This window comes from Halarcobacter ebronensis, from assembly GCF_013201825.1.
In the GTDB taxonomy this organism is placed as follows: domain Bacteria; phylum Campylobacterota; class Campylobacteria; order Campylobacterales; family Arcobacteraceae; genus Halarcobacter; species Halarcobacter ebronensis.
Window position 1 is genome coordinate 2,354,342 of the sequence record NZ_CP053836.1, and the last position, 17,029, is coordinate 2,371,370.

18 protein-coding genes are annotated in these 17,029 nt (G+C 30.1%); 17 read left to right on the top strand and 1 reads right to left on the bottom strand.

Going from position 1 to position 17,029, the window contains the following annotated elements:
* Positions 1-53 precede the first annotated feature (53 nt).
* The 7 genes from AEBR_RS11625 (at position 54) to AEBR_RS11655 (ending at position 5,785) form a co-directional block, all read left to right on the top strand.
* The gene (locus AEBR_RS11625; RefSeq protein ID WP_129086716.1) at positions 54-1,184 is read left to right on the top strand and encodes a nitrous oxide reductase accessory protein NosL; all 1,131 of its coding nucleotides are present in this window, start codon (positions 54-56) and stop codon (positions 1,182-1,184) included.
* Positions 1,177-1,497: a hypothetical protein gene (locus tag AEBR_RS11630; RefSeq protein WP_128979161.1), complete on the top strand. Its 321-nt coding sequence runs from the start codon at positions 1,177-1,179 to the stop codon at positions 1,495-1,497. The genes AEBR_RS11625 and AEBR_RS11630 overlap by 8 nt, the downstream gene beginning before the upstream one ends.
* Positions 1,487-2,674, top strand: a complete 1,188-nt coding sequence (locus tag AEBR_RS11635; RefSeq protein ID WP_129086717.1) for an ABC transporter permease — start codon at positions 1,487-1,489, stop codon at positions 2,672-2,674. Before AEBR_RS11630 ends, AEBR_RS11635 begins: the two co-directional genes overlap by 11 nt.
* Positions 2,671-3,339 (top strand): ABC transporter ATP-binding protein, encoded by a 669-nt coding sequence (locus tag AEBR_RS11640; protein WP_129086718.1) that lies wholly within the window; start codon positions 2,671-2,673, stop codon positions 3,337-3,339. The genes AEBR_RS11635 and AEBR_RS11640 overlap by 4 nt, the downstream gene beginning before the upstream one ends.
* Entirely contained in the window at positions 3,340-4,308 is a 969-nt protein-coding gene (locus AEBR_RS11645) for a hypothetical protein (protein ID WP_129086719.1), read from the top strand.
* Between the two features lie 149 nt (positions 4,309-4,457).
* Positions 4,458-5,285, top strand: coding sequence for an ABC transporter permease (locus AEBR_RS11650; protein WP_129086720.1), 828 nt, complete (start codon positions 4,458-4,460; stop codon positions 5,283-5,285).
* Positions 5,286-5,296: 11 nt separating this feature from the next.
* Positions 5,297-5,785: a nitrous oxide reductase accessory protein NosL gene (locus tag AEBR_RS11655; RefSeq protein WP_129086721.1), complete on the top strand. Its 489-nt coding sequence runs from the start codon at positions 5,297-5,299 to the stop codon at positions 5,783-5,785.
* Here AEBR_RS11655 and AEBR_RS11660 read toward each other — a convergent pair whose 3' ends face one another.
* Positions 5,786-7,402: a PAS domain-containing sensor histidine kinase gene (locus tag AEBR_RS11660; RefSeq protein ID WP_164969457.1), complete on the bottom strand. Its 1,617-nt coding sequence runs from the start codon at positions 7,400-7,402 to the stop codon at positions 5,786-5,788.
* Positions 7,403-7,473: 71 nt separating this feature from the next.
* Between AEBR_RS11660 and AEBR_RS11665 the strand changes: the two genes are divergently transcribed.
* The 10 genes from AEBR_RS11665 to AEBR_RS11710 all read left to right on the top strand — a co-directional run bounded on the left by AEBR_RS11665 (position 7,474) and on the right by AEBR_RS11710 (position 16,960).
* A complete protein-coding gene (locus AEBR_RS11665) occupies positions 7,474-8,160 on the top strand; it encodes a response regulator transcription factor (protein ID WP_129086723.1) in 687 nt (228 codons plus the stop codon).
* Positions 8,161-8,380: 220 nt separating this feature from the next.
* Positions 8,381-10,978, top strand: coding sequence for a Sec-dependent nitrous-oxide reductase (gene nosZ / locus AEBR_RS11670; protein ID WP_129086724.1), 2,598 nt, complete (start codon positions 8,381-8,383; stop codon positions 10,976-10,978).
* 119 nt (positions 10,979-11,097) lie between these two features.
* A complete protein-coding gene (locus tag AEBR_RS11675; RefSeq protein WP_129086725.1) occupies positions 11,098-11,895 on the top strand; it encodes a cytochrome C in 798 nt (265 codons plus the stop codon).
* A 2-nt stretch (positions 11,896-11,897) separates the two neighbouring features.
* Positions 11,898-13,109: a nitrous oxide reductase family maturation protein NosD gene (locus AEBR_RS11680; protein ID WP_129086726.1), complete on the top strand. Its 1,212-nt coding sequence runs from the start codon at positions 11,898-11,900 to the stop codon at positions 13,107-13,109.
* A gap of 9 nt (positions 13,110-13,118) precedes the next feature.
* Entirely contained in the window at positions 13,119-13,865 is a 747-nt protein-coding gene (locus tag AEBR_RS11685) for a 4Fe-4S dicluster domain-containing protein (protein WP_129086727.1), read from the top strand.
* Positions 13,862-14,458 carry a c-type cytochrome gene (locus AEBR_RS11690; RefSeq protein WP_129086728.1) on the top strand — a complete coding sequence of 199 codons (597 nt, stop codon included), beginning with the start codon at positions 13,862-13,864 and terminating at the stop codon, positions 14,456-14,458. The genes AEBR_RS11685 and AEBR_RS11690 overlap by 4 nt, the downstream gene beginning before the upstream one ends.
* The gene (locus AEBR_RS11695; protein WP_129086729.1) at positions 14,455-14,943 is read left to right on the top strand and encodes a c-type cytochrome; all 489 of its coding nucleotides are present in this window, start codon (positions 14,455-14,457) and stop codon (positions 14,941-14,943) included. The genes AEBR_RS11690 and AEBR_RS11695 overlap by 4 nt, the downstream gene beginning before the upstream one ends.
* Positions 14,944-14,966: 23 nt before the next feature.
* Complete coding sequence (locus AEBR_RS11700; RefSeq protein WP_129086730.1) at positions 14,967-15,872, top strand: NapH/MauN family ferredoxin-type protein; 906 nt, start codon at positions 14,967-14,969, stop codon at positions 15,870-15,872.
* 1 nt (position 15,873) lies between these two features.
* Complete coding sequence (locus AEBR_RS11705) at positions 15,874-16,518, top strand: ABC transporter ATP-binding protein (protein WP_128978899.1); 645 nt, start codon at positions 15,874-15,876, stop codon at positions 16,516-16,518.
* Positions 16,499-16,960: a hypothetical protein gene (locus tag AEBR_RS11710; RefSeq protein WP_129086731.1), complete on the top strand. Its 462-nt coding sequence runs from the start codon at positions 16,499-16,501 to the stop codon at positions 16,958-16,960. Before AEBR_RS11705 ends, AEBR_RS11710 begins: the two co-directional genes overlap by 20 nt.
* The last annotated feature ends 69 nt before the right edge of the window (positions 16,961-17,029 follow it).

Genomic DNA, 17,029 nt, shown 5'->3' on the forward strand with positions numbered 1-17,029 from the left:
AACTTTTACTTAACATTACTTTGCTATTATTTGAAAAAGTATAAGGTAAAATAATGCATAAACTTCTTATTATTCTTTCAATTTTTTTAATAATAACAAATACTCAAGCAGATGGTAACTTTAGCAAAGAGGCTCAGAAAGAACCTATATTACTTCAAAAAGGAAGTGAAAAACAATGGTGTCCTGTTTGTGGGATGAGTATAAAAAAGTATTATAAAACTTCACATACTGCAAAACTAGAAAATGGTACTCAAAGACAATACTGTTCCCTTGCATGTTTGGTAAAAGATAAAGAAGAGTATGGAATCTTAGAAGAGAGTATCCAAGTTGTTGATGCAAAAACAGAAAAATTAATCCAAGCAAAAAATGCTTTTTATGTAATTGATAGTAGAATAAAAGGAACCATGAGTATGGTTAGCAAACTAGCTTTCCAAAATAAAAATGATGCACAAGATTTTATTAAAAAATATGGTGGAAAACTAGCTACTTTTGAAGAGGCTCAAAAACTTGCCCAAGAGAGTATGAAAAATGATTTAACAAAAATCAAAACCAAAAAGATAAAAAAAGTCTACCCAATGGGGAAAAAGATTTTTGAAAAACTCTGCAATAAAGATATTGACCCAACGCAATATATTGAGATAAATGAACTAAAAGCCAATATAGTACAAAATGGTCTGTGTAAAACCCTTGATGAAGAGAAACTTCAAGCAGTTGCTCTTTATCTTTGGGAAGTAAAAAGATTTGGAGATTTAGAAACAAATGAGAATAGAATAAAAGTTGAAGAGAAAGAGAAATGTCCTGTTTGTGGAATGTTTGTAGCAAAATACCCTAGATGGGCGGCACAAATCTATTATAAACATGGTGATCATGAACACAGATTCTCTTTTGATGGAGTAAAAGATATGTTTAAATTTTACTTTAACCCTAAAAAATGGGGAGACTATCCTGTTTCAAAAGATTTGATTAGTAAAATCTTAGTTACAGACTACTATTCTCAAAATGCCATTGATGCAACAAAGGCTTTTTATGTAATTGGCTCTGATGTATATGGTCCTATGGGACATGAACTGATACCTTTTTTAAATGAAAATGATGCAAAAACATTTAAAAAAGACCATTTAGGGAAAAAGATTGTAAAATTTGATACTGTAAAAGAGAGTGAGATTTATAAACTGGATGAATAAAAAGAGTAAATATTTAATATCAATTCTATCTTTAACAATCATTGCAATCTTTTTTGAAATCTTTTATCTAAGTAGTTTTAAAAGTTTAAAACAAACACAGATAGATGAAAAGTTGTCACTACTAAAAGTTACAGCCTTACCAGATTTGGCAATCTCAACTGAAGCCATGTATATAAGACATAGAAGTTTGGCTGATACCTTCTCTATTTTTAAAGAATCTCCGGAACTAAGAGAGTATTTCCCTTCAACTTTTGTCTATTCCCATTCACATATTTTTTCAAATACACCATCAAAGGTAATTAATGAAAAGTAAAATAAATCTGTATCTAATAGAGTATGCAATAAACTCTATTTTAAGACAAAAATTCAAAAATATTTTTATTCTTTTTATTTTTATTTTGTTAACTTCAATATTAGCTTCAATATTTTTTATTTCAAACTCAATTAAGTATGAACTAAACTCAACACTAAAAGCTCTTCCACAAATAACAGTGCAAAAACTAAAAGCTGGAAGACATTATGATATAAATACAAATGTAGTTGATGAGATAATAAATATTGCAGGTGTTACTGATGCTATTCCAAGAGTTTGGGGATACTACTATTTTGCAAATTTGGGAGCAAACTTTTCAATTATTGGAATTGATGAGTATGAAAACCAATATAAAACCTCACTAAATAAAATTATCAAAGAGTTTGATTTTTCTAAAGCTTTGGAAAACAATTCTATGATTGTGGGAGAAGGCGTAAAAAAAGCTTTAAATGAGAACTACTACAATGAATATTTTAACTTTATAAAACCCGATGGAACTTTCAAAAAAGTTAATATTGCAGGAGTATTTAAAAGCTCTTTGGAGCTTGAATCAAATGATACAATTCTTCTTCCAAAAGAGTTAGCTCTTGAGATTTTTGGAATGGATGACTCAAAAGCAACAGATATTGTTGTTAAAGTAGCAAACCCAGAAGAGATACCAACAGTTGCAAATAAAATCAAACTTCTTTATCCAGATACAAGGGTAATTACAAACAAAGATTTGGAGATTAGTTATCAAAATATTTTTGACTATAAAGGGGGGATTTTTTTAGCTGTGTTTATTGTTGCAATTTTCACCTTTTTTATAATTGTTTATGATAAAGCAAGTGGTCTAAGCTCTGAAGAGAAAAGGGAAATAGGAGTTCTAAAAGCTTTAGGCTGGAAAATAGAGGATGTTTTAAAAGAGAAGTTTTATGAGAGTTTTATAATCTCATTTTTTGGTTATATTTTTGGAGTTTTAATTGCTCTTACTTTTGTATATGTTTTCAATGCTCCTCTTTTAAGCAATCTTTTTAGCGGTTACTCTGAACTAAAAACAAGTTTTCAATTGCCTTTTGTATTGGATGTAAATACTCTGTTTTTACTATTTTTTCTAACAGTACCAATATATATAGCCTCAACTATAATTCCTTCTTGGAGAAGCGCAACAATTGAAACTGATAAGGTTTTAAGATGATAATATTAAAAGATTTAACAAAAGTTTTTGAACTAAATAAAAACAATAAAACTGTTGCTGTAAATAGTGTGAATTTAGAGATAAAAGAGTCTGAGTTAATTGTTTTAAAAGGGGCTAGCGGAAGCGGTAAAAGTACAATATTATCTTTAATTGCAGGATTATCTAAACCAACAACAGGTGAGGTTGTTATTGGTGAAAATAGAGTATCAAAACTTCCTGATAACTTTGCCTCACTCTTTAGAAGAGAAAATATTGGTTTTATCTTTCAAAAATATAATTTAATACCAACATTAAGTGTTAGTGAAAATATTTTAGTTCCTTTAATTCCTCAAAATCCTTCAAACCTTGAGGCAAAAGAGATTTTAAAAAGAGTTATGAAAAAATTTAAAATTGAACATAAAAAAGATGAGATTGTAAAGAATCTATCAGGTGGAGAACAACAAAGAGTAGCCATTGCAAGAAGTCAAGTTAATAATCCAAATATCATAATAGCAGATGAACCAACTGCAAACTTGGACAAAGAGTTATCACTTCACTTTATTGAGATTTTAAGAGAGTTAAAAAACGATGGAAAAACTATAATTGTAGCAACCCATGACCCACTCTTTTTTGACCTTGATTTTGTTGATAGAGTAATTGAAGTCTCAAATGGGGAGATTTTATAAATGCTTTTAACCCCTGAAGTATTGACAATTATCATAATAAATTCAATCTTTCTAATCTTTGGAACGGTTGCCTTTTTATTAAGTATAAAGATTTTTTTCAATTGGGATATAAACTCAACTTCAAAATTGCAATATAGTTTGGAAAACCAAAGTTATCTAACTGCAACAATCATAAAATATATTCTATTTTTAAAAATACTTATCTTTATCTTTTTTATCTTTACTTTAGACAAAATATCAAATGTTCTAACAGGAGCCATGTGTGCAGCAGGAGTTGTAGATGCTACAAGTTATGGTATCTATTTGCTTCTATTTAAACTTATAAATATTTACTTTTTTGGTTTCTGGCTTGTTATTCACAATATTGATATGAAAACAAAAGAGCTGAAATTTACAAAACTAAAGTTTGGTTTTTATCTCTTTATTTATCTTATTTTCTTAGTTGAAACAATAATCGAAATTACAATGTTTGGTTCAATAGAAGTTGATAAATTAGTTAGCTGTTGTGGAACTCTATATTCAAATAGTAGTGGTTCATATATTTCATCTCTTTTTGCCTTTGATAATAGCTATATTTTGATTGTTTTCTACACTATTTTTGCTCTGTTAGTTCTATCATATTTTATTAAAAATGATTACTTATATACTATTTTCAATCTTCTATTTTTGATTATCTCTTTAATCTCTTTAATTATGTTTTTTGGAACTTATATATATGAACTTCCAACACACCACTGTCCATTTTGTATGCTTCAAAAAGGGTACTATTATATTGGATATATTATCTATATAACTCTTTTTTTAGGTACTTTTTTTGGTTTTATAATAACTTTAAAAAACATTATCTTACAAGACAGAGATAGTAGCAATAAATACTATAACTACTCAATTATTTTTTCTTTTGTTTATGTGATAATTGTAAGTTTGTACCCTCTTAGTTTTTATATTAGAAATGGTGTTTTCTTATAAAATTGTATTTTCAAAAATAGTAGCTATAAGTTATCAACTTAATTTAAAAATTTAATCTTTTTTTAAAAAAATTGATAAAAATCAATAAAAATTATTGATTCTTATTGTATGATGCACTATAATTTGACAAAATTGACTAAAGGACAAATATGAAAAATCTTTCATTAATTGCATACCTTGACTTAAAAGAGTCCATAAGAGCGAAGTGGTTTATTATCTACTCTTTAGTTTTTGGAGGGATGATTGCTCTGTTTTTTATTGCTGGTGTTACTCAGTCTCAGGTTATGGGATTTAGTGGTTTAAGTAGACTTCTTTTGATGTATATTCAAGTAACTATTGTTATTTTACCAATATTTATACTAATTACAACAGTTCGATCTATCTCAGGAGATAGAGATACACATATCTTGGAGTATATGCTCTCTTTTCCAATCTCACTTAAACAGTACTATTGGGGTAAAATTTTAGGTAGATTTATTACTGTATTTTTACCTGTATTTTTTGCAATGTTTATTGCAATTATTTATGGAGCTATTATCGGTGCTGATATACCTTGGGATATTTTTTTATTATACTCAGGTTTACTTTTCTCACTCTCATCTTCATTTTTGGGAATTGCATTTTTTATCTCATCATTTGTAAAAACAAGTGAAGTTGCTCTTGGAATCTCATTTTTTATTTGGATTTTTCTTTTAGCATTTATTGATATTGCACTTATCTCACTTATGATGCAAAGTAGATTTAGTGAAGGTTTGATTATCTCAATTGCCCTATTAAACCCTATGGAAATTTTCAGAGTTGCAGCTATCTCACTTTTTGATCCAGCACTTACAGTAATGGGACCTGTTGCTTTCTATATTTTGGATACTTTCAAACAGACTACATTTGTACTCTTCTCAATTTTGTATCCACTTTTATTAGGTGTTATTTTTGCCATTATTGGTTATACAATCTTTGCTAAAAAAGATTTAGTTTAAAGGATTATTTGATGAAAAAATATTTAGTTTTTACACTCTCTTCATTAATAGCAGCGTCAATACTATCTGCTAATGAAACCTATTCAATGAATTTTGATAAAGAGACTGTAAGTTTAATTAGAAAAATAAAAGTTTACAAGGACCCAGCTTGGACTGCTAAAATTGTTACAAAAGAGAATAAAGAGTTCTATTTTATAAGTCCAAAATCTTTAATGGAATACTACTATAATCCAGCAAAATGGCCAGAAACAAATGTTCACAAAGAAGAGGATTTAAAAGCTCTTGTTGTAACTGATTATAAAACAATGAAACCAATAGATGCTAAAAAGGCTTTTTATGTTTATGGAAGTCATAAGGTTTCACTTGCAGGAGATGATATTCCTGCTTTTGCACAATTAGATGATGCAAAAAAATTTATGGATGAGAACCATGGAAGAAGAATCCTAAAGTTCTCTGATTTAAAAGAGGCTCTTATTGAGCTATTGAATGGTGATATCTAATTAACCTAAATTAGGCAAATTATGGGGTAAGATAATAGTAAACTCTGCCCCATTTTCAATATTCCTTGCTTCAATTGTTCCATTAAACTGATTTTTTATAATTATCTCTGACATATAAAGCCCAATACCTGTTGAAGCCTTCTCTTTTTTTGTATTAAAAGGTTTAAAGACATCTTTTATAGGCTCAATTTTTATTCCACCAGCATTGTCAGAGATGATCAATATAGTATGTTTTTCACTATCTTTTAAAGTAATTGTAATAGTAGGTGAGTCTATTTTATCTGATTTTATAATATCAATACTATTTTGTATAATTGAGAGAACAATCTGCGCTAAACTATTTAGATTTCCAAAGATTTTTATTTTTGAATCTATCTGCTTTTTTAACTCAATTTGATTTAGTTTTATTGAAGAAGAGACAATTTTAAGAGCTTGTTCAATGGCTGTTTGAGGATTAAAAATAGTATTATCACTCTTTTTATAAAAATCTTGAAAATTCGTAATGGTTTCAGACATAAATTGAATAATCTCCTCATTTGCAATTGTCTCTTCTATTATCTCTTTATCTTTTGATTTTTTTCTAATATACATACAATTAAAGTTTAATTGAGCCAATGGTTGTCTCCATTGGTGGGCAATAATTGCAATCATCTCTCCCAAAGCTGCAAATTTTGATTGCTGTTGTAAAATTTTGTCATTTAACTTCTCTTTTGAAATATCTTGAATATTTGCAACAATCGCAATATCCCTATTCTCTCCACTTGTTCCAAAAGAGATTCTAATAGGAAATTTTTTTCCATTTTTATCTTTCCCTTTAGACTCTTGAACCTTTTTTAAACTCTCTAAATCATTAATATTATATTTATCCAAAACTATTTCATTGAATTTTGTCTTATTTAACATCTCTTCTTTTGTATATTTAAATATCTTTTCTGCTTCACTATTAAAAGTTCTTATCTTCATTTTGCTATCTAAAGTAATTATTGCATTTCTACTTGATTCAATAACAGCATTTGAAAACTCTTTCTCTCTTATTAACTCTTCTGTGCGACTATTAATTTGTCTACTTGCTGGCATAAAGATAAAAATTGCTTCAAAAAGTAGAGTAAGAAGAGTAAGAATCAGAATATATGTCTCTACTTTTTGTAGTTTCCGTGTATTTTCAGAAGCCTCTTTTAAATATACAACTACAGCTTTTTCTAAATCAAGTAGAAGTTTTTCTGAATTTTTTAGTACATAATTTTGACTTCGCCCATCTCTGTGAACATAAAATCTTTTAGCATGAAAAAGATAAGTTTTTACCTTCTCATCTAAGTTTACCTCTTTCCCAAAATAGATTGAGTGTAATTCCTCTGACATTTTTAAAGAGGTCAAAATATTATGGGTTTTTTCCATCTCAATTATTTTTGCTTTTAGTTTATCAATTTTGTAATAGATTGCATAAAAAGCAATTTCTCTTGTAATTATTTTTTGATTCCCACTCATATTAACTAGTTGTGCATCGTTTGACTGAATTGATAAGAGTTTACTTAAATTAAAAAAAGCTAGTATTGATAGAAAAGCAATAATAGTAAGAGCTAAGATATATCTTTTGGTAAGACTTAAACTTTCGTGCATAGGCATCCTAATCATCATTTAAACTTATGTTGCTATCATAACTTATTAAAAATTATTCCTGGATTAGTTTAATGATAGAAAAATATGAGATAAAACTTAAAAAGTCTTCTATTCTTTTAGCAGAAGATGAAGATGATGTAAGAAATAGTTTTAAAAAAGTTCTACTACTTTATGTGGACAAAGTCTACTTAGCAGCAGATGGACAAGAAGCTTTGGAACTTTATGACAAGTATAAACCTGATATTTTAATAACAGATTTAAAGATGCCAAAACTAAGTGGATTAGATTTAATAAAAAAAATTAGAGAAGAGAATGAAGAGATTCCAATTATTGTTACAAGTGCTTATACTGATCAAAACTTTTTATTAGAATCTATAAAATTATCTCTTGTTGAATACGTTGTAAAACCAATACGCGAAGCAAATCTCTCACAACTACTTGAACGCTGTGCAAAAATTCTATCTAAAAATTCAAAAACAATAATAGATCTAGGGGGTAATCAATTTTATGATTTTGATAATAAAATTTTTACCTGTAAAGAGGAAAATATCCTTCTTACAAACAAAGAAATTGACCTTTTTGAAATACTTTTAGCCCACAGAGGAACTCTTGTTACCAAACAAGATATTGAAGAGAAACTCTACATCTATGATGAAGTACCACCAAGTGCACTAAAAAATCTTGTCTTCAAATTAAGAAAAAAATTAAATAGTGAAGTTATTAAAAGTGTATCCAAACTTGGATATATGATTGACTAACCTTTTCAAATTATTTTTTTAATTTATATTCTAGCGACTCAAAAGAGACTCAAGCTATTGTAGAATTACTTTAAGATTAAATATTAATTTAGACAATAAAGTTTTAATTAATATTAATAGTAATTTTTTATTATTAATTTTAATGTTGATTCTTGGTAATAGTTAATATTTGTCGTATTAGGGATTTATTTCTAATAAATTTAAAGGAGGAGAAGTTAAGATGAAAAAGTCATTTAGTACAATTTCTTCATTGGTTTTAGGAACTGCACTTACTACTTCAGTCGCTTCTGGGGCAACAGGTGAGTTAGCTAAGATTATGAAAGATAGAGGTCTCTCTGAGGTTGATGTAATCAGAGCCGCTAAGACTTATAATCCAACTGGTGTCAAGGACAAATATGTGGTATTTTCTTCTGGTGGACAATCTGGACAAATGATTGTTTACGGTGTTCCATCTATGAGAATACTTAAATATATTGCTGTGTTTACTCCTGAACCTTGGCAAGGTTATGGATACGATAAGGATTCAATTGATGTCTTAAGACAAGGAAACATTAGAGGTAGAGAGATTAACTGGGGAGATACTCACCACCCTGCACTTTCTGAAACTGATGGGAAATATGATGGGAAATGGTTAGCAATCAATGACAAAGCTAACCCAAGAATTGCAATCATTGATTTAGCTGATTTTGAAACAAAACAGATTGTAGTTAACCCTGTATTCAAATCAGATCATGGTGGAGCATTTTTTACTCCAAACTCTGAGCATATCTTAGAGGCTGCACAATATGCTGCACCTTTTGATAATAACTACCACCCAATTGAAGAGTACAAAGAGACTTATAGAGGTGGGGTAACTGTATGGAAATTTGACCCAAAAATTGGTAGAGTTGTTCCAAATGACTCATATACAATTGAGATGCCACCATATATGCAAGATTTATCAGACTCTGGGAAAGGGTTAAGTAATGGTTGGGGATTTACAAACTCATTTAACTCTGAGATGTATACAGGGGGAATTGAAGTTGGTATGCCACCAAATGAAGCTGGTATGTCAAGAAATGACACTGACTACTTACATGTTTATAATTGGGAAAAACTTTACAAACTATCTAAAGACCCTAAAAATGTAAAAATTATAAACGACCACAAAGTTATTCCAATGGATGTTGCAGTTAAAAATAATGCGCTATTTTTAATTCCTGAACCAAAATCACCACACGGAGTTGATGTTGACCCAACTGGACAATATATTGTTGTTTGTGGTAAATTAGATACTCATGCGTCTGTTTATGATTTCAAAAAAATCAAAAAACTAATCGACAATAAAGAGTTTGTTGGTAAAGACCCATTTGGTATTCCAATTTTAGATATGAAAAAATCACTTCACGGTCAAGTAGAGTTGGGACTTGGGCCACTGCATAACCAATACTCACCTGTTGATGGAGAGATTTATACTTCATTATATGTTGACTCACAAGTTGTAAAATGGAACTTTAAAACTCTAAAAGTACTTGACAAAGAGAATGTTCACTACAATATTGGTCACTTAGCTGGTATGGAAGGGAAATCTGCTGACCCTCAAGGGGAATATATTATTGCATTAAATAAATTGGCAATTGATAGATTCCAAAATGTTGGTCCACTTCACCCACAAAACCACCAATTAATTGATATTAGTGGTAAAACAATGGATCTTTTGGTTGATATGCCTCTTCCATTGGGAGAACCTCACCAAGCAGTTGCTATTAGAGCTAGTAAACTTCATCCTCATGTAAGATATGAGATGGGTACAAATACAAAAACTGGTAAACAACACATTGGTAAAACTCTAGCAGGGCAAGAGAGAATTGAAAGGGATGGAAACCATGTAAAAGTTTATGGAACTTTAGTTAGATCTCACATCAATCCTGAGAGAATCACTGTAAACAAAGGTGATAGAGTTACTATGTATCTTACAAACCTTGAAAGAGCAGAAGATGAAACTCACGGATTTACAGTTGACCACTATAATCTTCACGGTTCTTTAGAGCCAGGTGAAACTATTGAGTTAGATTTTACTGCTGATATTGAGGGTGTATTCCCTTACTATTGTACAGAGTTCTGTTCTGCACTTCACTTGGAGATGATGGGTTACTTAATGGTTAAAGACCCTAACAAAAAATATGAGAGTGCACAAAAAATTAAAATGAAATCTATGACTCCTGAAGAGTTAAAAGCTGAATATGATAAAACAGTTGCTGTTAATAATGCAACAGATGCTGTTATTCAATCAGTTGTTAAATTCTTAAAAGACAACAAATATCAAGATCATAAAGTTGTTGCAAACTTAGTTACAGATGCATTTGATCAATATAATCAAATTCCAGCTCAAAAGAAAAAAGCTGATGAAGCTGTAAAAGCTGGAGAGATGGAAAAAGCTATTTTGTTTGAAAATATGATTTGGCAATTAATGGTTAAAACAGCAGATGTTGGTATTAGAGCAAAAGATGCATTAGTTAGAATTATTGCAACTACACAAAGTACAGCTGCAGCAAGAGGTGAAAAAACATTTGCTGAGGGTGGTTGTAATGGATGTCACGTAATTGGTAAAGTATCTTCTGGTCCAGATTTAACTGGTGTATTACAAAGACATGAAAATGGTGTAGATTGGGTAAGTAGATTTATTTTAGATCCACAATCTATGTACACTGACCCATATGTAAAAGGTATGATTGACTACTTCAATCTAAAAATGCCTAATCAACATATGAATAAAGAAGAGGTTAAAGATATTATCGAATACTTAAAATGGGTAGACGAAAACGCTAACCTATTCTAAAATAGTAAAAAGGGGAGAGAAATCTCCTCCTTTTTATTAATTTTATAAAATAAAAACCATAAGTTTTAAAATGTAAATTGAATTAATTTATAGTTTAAAGCTTAATTTGAAGGATAAGTATGCACCCAAGTTTTATAAAATCAAAAATTTATGCAACATTAGCATTAATTATTATGACCATAGGATTTACCTTTCCAATGGTTGCTTTTCATGGTACTCTAAATAAAATTCATGACAATAGAGTTGAAGAGATATCGCCACTAGCAATAAAGGTTTGGAACTTTTATAATGAAGGAAGATACAAAAGTACTACTACTCCTAAAGAAGCTCATAATAATCTTGAAAAAATGATAGAGACCTCTTCAGAAATAGGTGTAGCTTCATTTCCAATTTGGACCTGTGGATTAGAGGCACCAAACTATCCTAAAAAAGCCTTTCCAGAAGGTATTCCTGTATTTTTCCACTTTGATGGATTTTCAGGGGAAGTTCATGAGATGAATACAATCAATCACTATGTAGGAATGGATCCTATGTGGAGAGGTGGAAGATTTGAAAGAGAAGTTGGTATTTATGCCCTATTAGGACTCTCTTTGTTTATGGTATATTTTATCTTGTACCACAAAAAAATCTTAACTTATATTATGTGGATTGTAACAGCACTGCCACTAATCTTTATTGCTGAATATTCATATTGGCTCTATTGGTTTGGACACAATCTTCATGACTGGGGAGCTTTTAAAATCAAACCTTTTATGCCTACAGTATTTGGGGATGGGAAAATTGCACAATTTACAACTCACTCCTATCCAAATATAGGTTTTTATACGCTTGTTGTAATAGGACTTCTTGGTCTATTGGCTGTTTTATCAAGAAACAAAGCCCTTAGAGAGACAAAAAAAGCTGAAAAAGAGAGCTAATTATGATAAAACTACTTATTGCCTTTTTATTTTTATTTGTTAACTTCATGTGGGCAAATCTTTTACAAGAGGCAATTGATAATGCACCAGAAGGTTCAATTTTAAAACTTCCAAAAGGCTTATATAAAGGTTCAATTGTAATAAATAAACCTCTTTCAATAATAGGAAAAGAGGATGGAGTTATAATTGATGGAGAAGGCAAAGGTACAGTTATTCAAATAAATAGTCCTTATGTGACAATAAAAAATTTGATTATACAAAATAGTGGAGATAGACATGAAGGTATTGATGCTGGAATAAAAATCGCAAACTCTAGACAATCTGAAATTTCAAACTGTACAATAAGAGACTCTCTTTTTGGAATTGATGTCTCTATGACAAACAACTCTATAATTGCAGATAACTATATCACCTCAAAAGATTTGGATTTGGGATTAAGGGGCGATGGTCTTAGATTGTGGTATTCAAATGACAACATTGTAAAAAACAATAAGTTGATTAAATCAAGAGATATGGTTGTTTGGTACTCACATGGAAATGAAATATCTGGAAACTTTGGAGAGTACAACAGATACTCTTTACACTTTATGTATGCTGGGAAAAATTTTATAAAAAACAACACTTATCAATTTAATTCTGTTGGAATATTTTTTATGTATAGCCAAGACTCTGTTGCAACAGGAAATGTTATAAAGAGCTCTTTAGGTGCGACAGGAATGGGTATAGGATTAAAAGATGTATCAAATTTTACAATTAAAGATAATACTGTAATTTATTGTGCCCAAGGAATGTACATAGATAGATCTCCTTTTGAACCTGATACAAAAAACTGGATTGAAGATAATAAAATTTTGTACAACTCAGAAGCAGTACATTTTCACTCACTTAGTGAGAATAATGTAATCAAAGGTAATACTATCTTAGGTAATATCGAAGATATTGTAAATGATAGTCGTGGTTCTAGAACCAATGAAAATGAAATAGTAGGGAACTATTGGGATAATTATCAAGGTTTTGATAAAAATGAAGATAATGTTGGTGATACTCCCCACAAGGTTTTTCAATATGCAGATCAATTATGGGTATACAATCCAAGTGTAAAATTTTTTTACGGTTCCCCTGTAATTTCACTGCTAAATTTTCTTGCTAAATTGGCTCCTTTTAGTGAGCCAATCTTTCTCTTGCAAGATGAGAAACCAAAGTTAAAATTATAAGGATTAATAATGGCAAATATTAAAGAAGAGAGAAGAGGTTTTATAAAGTTTTCCACATTGGGTATTTTGGGATTAGCTCTTGGAACAGGAGTAGTAATTAGTCCCCATTTATTAAGAGCAGAGATGAGACTAAGACCACCAGGAGCAGTTCCTGAAAAAGAGTTTTTAGCCCTTTGTATTAAGTGTGGTCAATGCTTACAGGTTTGTCCATATCACTCAATAAAACTCTCAGATTTAGTTATGGGGCATGGAGTTGGAACTCCACATATTGATCCAAGAGAGAGAGGTTGTTATGCCTGTAGTGCCGTTCCATGTGTACTTGCCTGTCCAAGTGGAGCACTTGAGCATACACTAGAAAAAGCAGAAGATGCACATATGGGAATTGCTGTTTTAGAGTTCCCAAATAGATGTTTGGCTCTAACAAATACGCCCGTACCAAAAGGTCATAGTAAAAGAATACATGACTTTACAAACAAACAAAATAATGTAACTCAATTAGAGAGAGATATGTTAAGTAAACTTGATGAGTTTGAAGGTAAACAATGTACTATTTGTGCCGATATGTGCCCATTACCTAATCCATTAAGTGCCATTTCAATGGTAGGAAGTGGAGATAGTAAAAAACCTGAAATTTATGATGGTTGTATAGGTTGTGGAGTTTGTGAAGAGTTGTGCCCTGCAAATGAGCCAGCAATTGTAGTAAAACCAAGATTAACATATGAAGATTATTATGTAGTAAAAGGAGTTAAGTCGTGATTAAAAAAATATTATTAGCAGCTGCAGTTGCATTTCTAATTTCTGGTTGTACAGATAAAAAAGAGGAAAATAAAGATAATAAAGAGGTATCTCAGACACAAGCTCCATTGAAAATTGAAGTAGAAGAGAATAAAAATGCAAAAGAGATTAAGGTTGCAGATAAATTAAATCATGAAACTTCAGAGAAATCATATTATATGGATTATGGAGTAAAGAGTGAATATGACCCAAATTCACAACCAGCAAATAGTGATGCTTCAGTTAGAGTAAAACCAAGAACAAATATAGATGCAAATATGCATGTAAGAAGTCCTTATGAGAAAATCAAAATCTCATTACTTGTAAAAAAACTTAGTAAAGAGTTTATTGTAAAGTGTTCAGCTTGTCACAATGACTATGCAAATGGAATTATTGGTCCATCTTTATTGGATAAAGATTCTGATTTTATTTTTAACAAAATTATGAAATTTAAAGGGGATAAAGATGCAAATGTTCTAATGACAGGACTTGTAAATCAAATGAATGAGAAAGAGATAAGAAAAATTGCTGATGAGATTTATGAGTTTAACAAACAAATTAGGGATATAAAATGAAAAATATAATAGCAATAGCTTCAACTGTTATAGTAATTGGCTTGATTTTATATGTTTTTAGTCAAGGTGGAGCATACCATGGAGGAGAAGCTGGTCGAATTATTGAAGATTTGAAAGTAGCGCAACAAAATGCAAAAATTGCTCCTATAGAAGAAAAAAATATAGAGCAAGAAAAACTACAAGCATTAAGAGACAAAGCTGGAAATACTGCAATGTTTGAAGTAAGTAATGCTTATAAAAGTAAATGCTCATCTTGTCATGGGGTTGATGGTTCAGGAACTCAAAATGGTAAAAAACTTATGGGACCTGCGCTTATGGGACAAAGTGAAGAGACTCTTTATAAAACTCTAATTGATTTTAAAGATGGAAGAAAAGAGAATCTTATTATGAAAGGCTTATTACTAAATCTTTCAGAAGAAGAACTTAGAAACTTTGCCAAAGAGATTTCACAATTTAAAGCAAAAAGAGATGCTTTAAATCAATAGTTAAGAATGAATAGGAACTAAAAATGGATAAATATAATAACAAAGAGACAATAAATCATTCGACCTTTTTTTCAACTTTTTATGACAAAGATGAAAAAGGGAAAACACATTTGACGCTAAGAACAAAAAGATGGACAGTAATAATAACAATACATTTGCTATTTTTTCTATCTTTTGCAATTGATATTCAAACCCTAGAAGGGACACTAAATGGTTCAAGGTTTTTAGGTTTTCACCTAATTGATCCTTTTACAACTATTCAGATGTATCTTGCAGAGCATCATATCCATACAAATATAGTAATAGGTACTGCAACAATTGTTGCTTTTTATCTACTATTTGGTGGAAGAACATACTGTGCATGGGTCTGTCCATATGGACTACTTAGTGAGATTGGAGAAAAACTCCATGATACACTAGTGCATAAAAAAATAATCAAAAACAGAAGATTTGATCATAGAATCAGACATATTTTTTGGATTATTTTTGCATTACTTGCTTTTACAAGTGGTTATTTGGTATTTGAAACATTTAATATCGTTGGGATATTAAGTAGATTTATTGCCTATGGATGGAGTTTAGCACTTTCATGGGTAGTTGTGGTATTTTTAATTGAAGTTTTTTACTCTAGAAGAGCTTGGTGTACATATATCTGTCCAGTTGGAACAACTTTTGGATATATAGGAAAAGTAAGTGGGCTTAGAATACAATGGAACGATTCATGTGACCACTGTATGGTTTGTCATGATGTCTGCTTTGAAAATCAAGTATTAGAATTAACAAAAGCAAAATATGATGAACAAAGAAAAGAGAAAGGGATAAAAAACCAATATGTTACAGGTGCTGATTGTACTTTGTGTGGAAGATGTATTGATGTATGCCATTCAAATGCACTAAAATTTGACTTTAGATTAAAAGGTTTAATATAAAATGATAAAAGTTTCAAACTTAACAAAAAAATTTGGTTCTCATACCTCTTTAAATAACGTAAGTATAGAATTTGATAAAAATGATTATGTAGCTTTAATGGGACCTAATGGTGCTGGGAAAACAACACTTATTAGGTCTATTATGGGATATTATCATCCAAATGCTGGGGAAGTTACAATAAAAGGTTTAAATCCAATAAAAAACAGAACAAAAGTTTTGGATGCAATCTCTTTTGTACCTCAACTTCCACCTCCAATTAAACTAAATTTGGATGAGTTAATTCAGTATATTCAAACTAGCTCAAATGTAGAAAGAGATTTGATAATGCACTATGCAAATGAAATGAAGTTAGATATAAAAAACAACCTATATAAATCATTTTTTAAATTAAGTGGTGGGATGAAACAGAAAATGTTAATTGCCATTAGTTTGGCAAAAAACAGTGAAATCATAATCTATGATGAACCAACAGCGAACTTAGACCCAAAAGCAAGGGATGACTTTTATAGACTCTTAAAAGAAAACGAAAAAGAGAAAATATCTCTTTTTGTAACCCATAGATTGGATGAAGTAAAAGATATTGTAAATAGACAAGTTTATATGGATTTAGGGGAGATTGTTTCAGATGATAGAGTACAAAATTAAAAATATATTTAGGCTGTTTTATCTTATAGTTTTATTAACATTTTTAAGTGGTTGTGATAATCAGACCTCTACAGACCCAAAAGAGATTCACTGGGACAGAGATATGTGTGAAAGATGCAAAATGGTTATTAGTGATAGAAATTTTGCTGTGGAAGTTATCAATCCAACAAACTCAAGAGTATATAAATTTGATGATATTGGATGTGTTCCTTTATGGTTTCAAGAAGAGAACATAACATGGGAAGAGAGTGCAATAATTTGGGTTAAAGATAGAGATACATCAAAATGGATAGATGCAAAAAAAGCTTTTTATGATACTATTAGTATCTCTCCAATGGCTTATGGTTTTGGTGCCCATGAAACAAAAGAATCACTTGAACAAGGGCACGAAATAATTGATTATCAAGAGCTTAAAAAAAGAGCTATAAAAATAGGAAGATAATATTTTCCTATTTTTTGCTCATTTAATAGAAAACCTTATAAGATAAAAAAAATACAAAATGGGCTATTT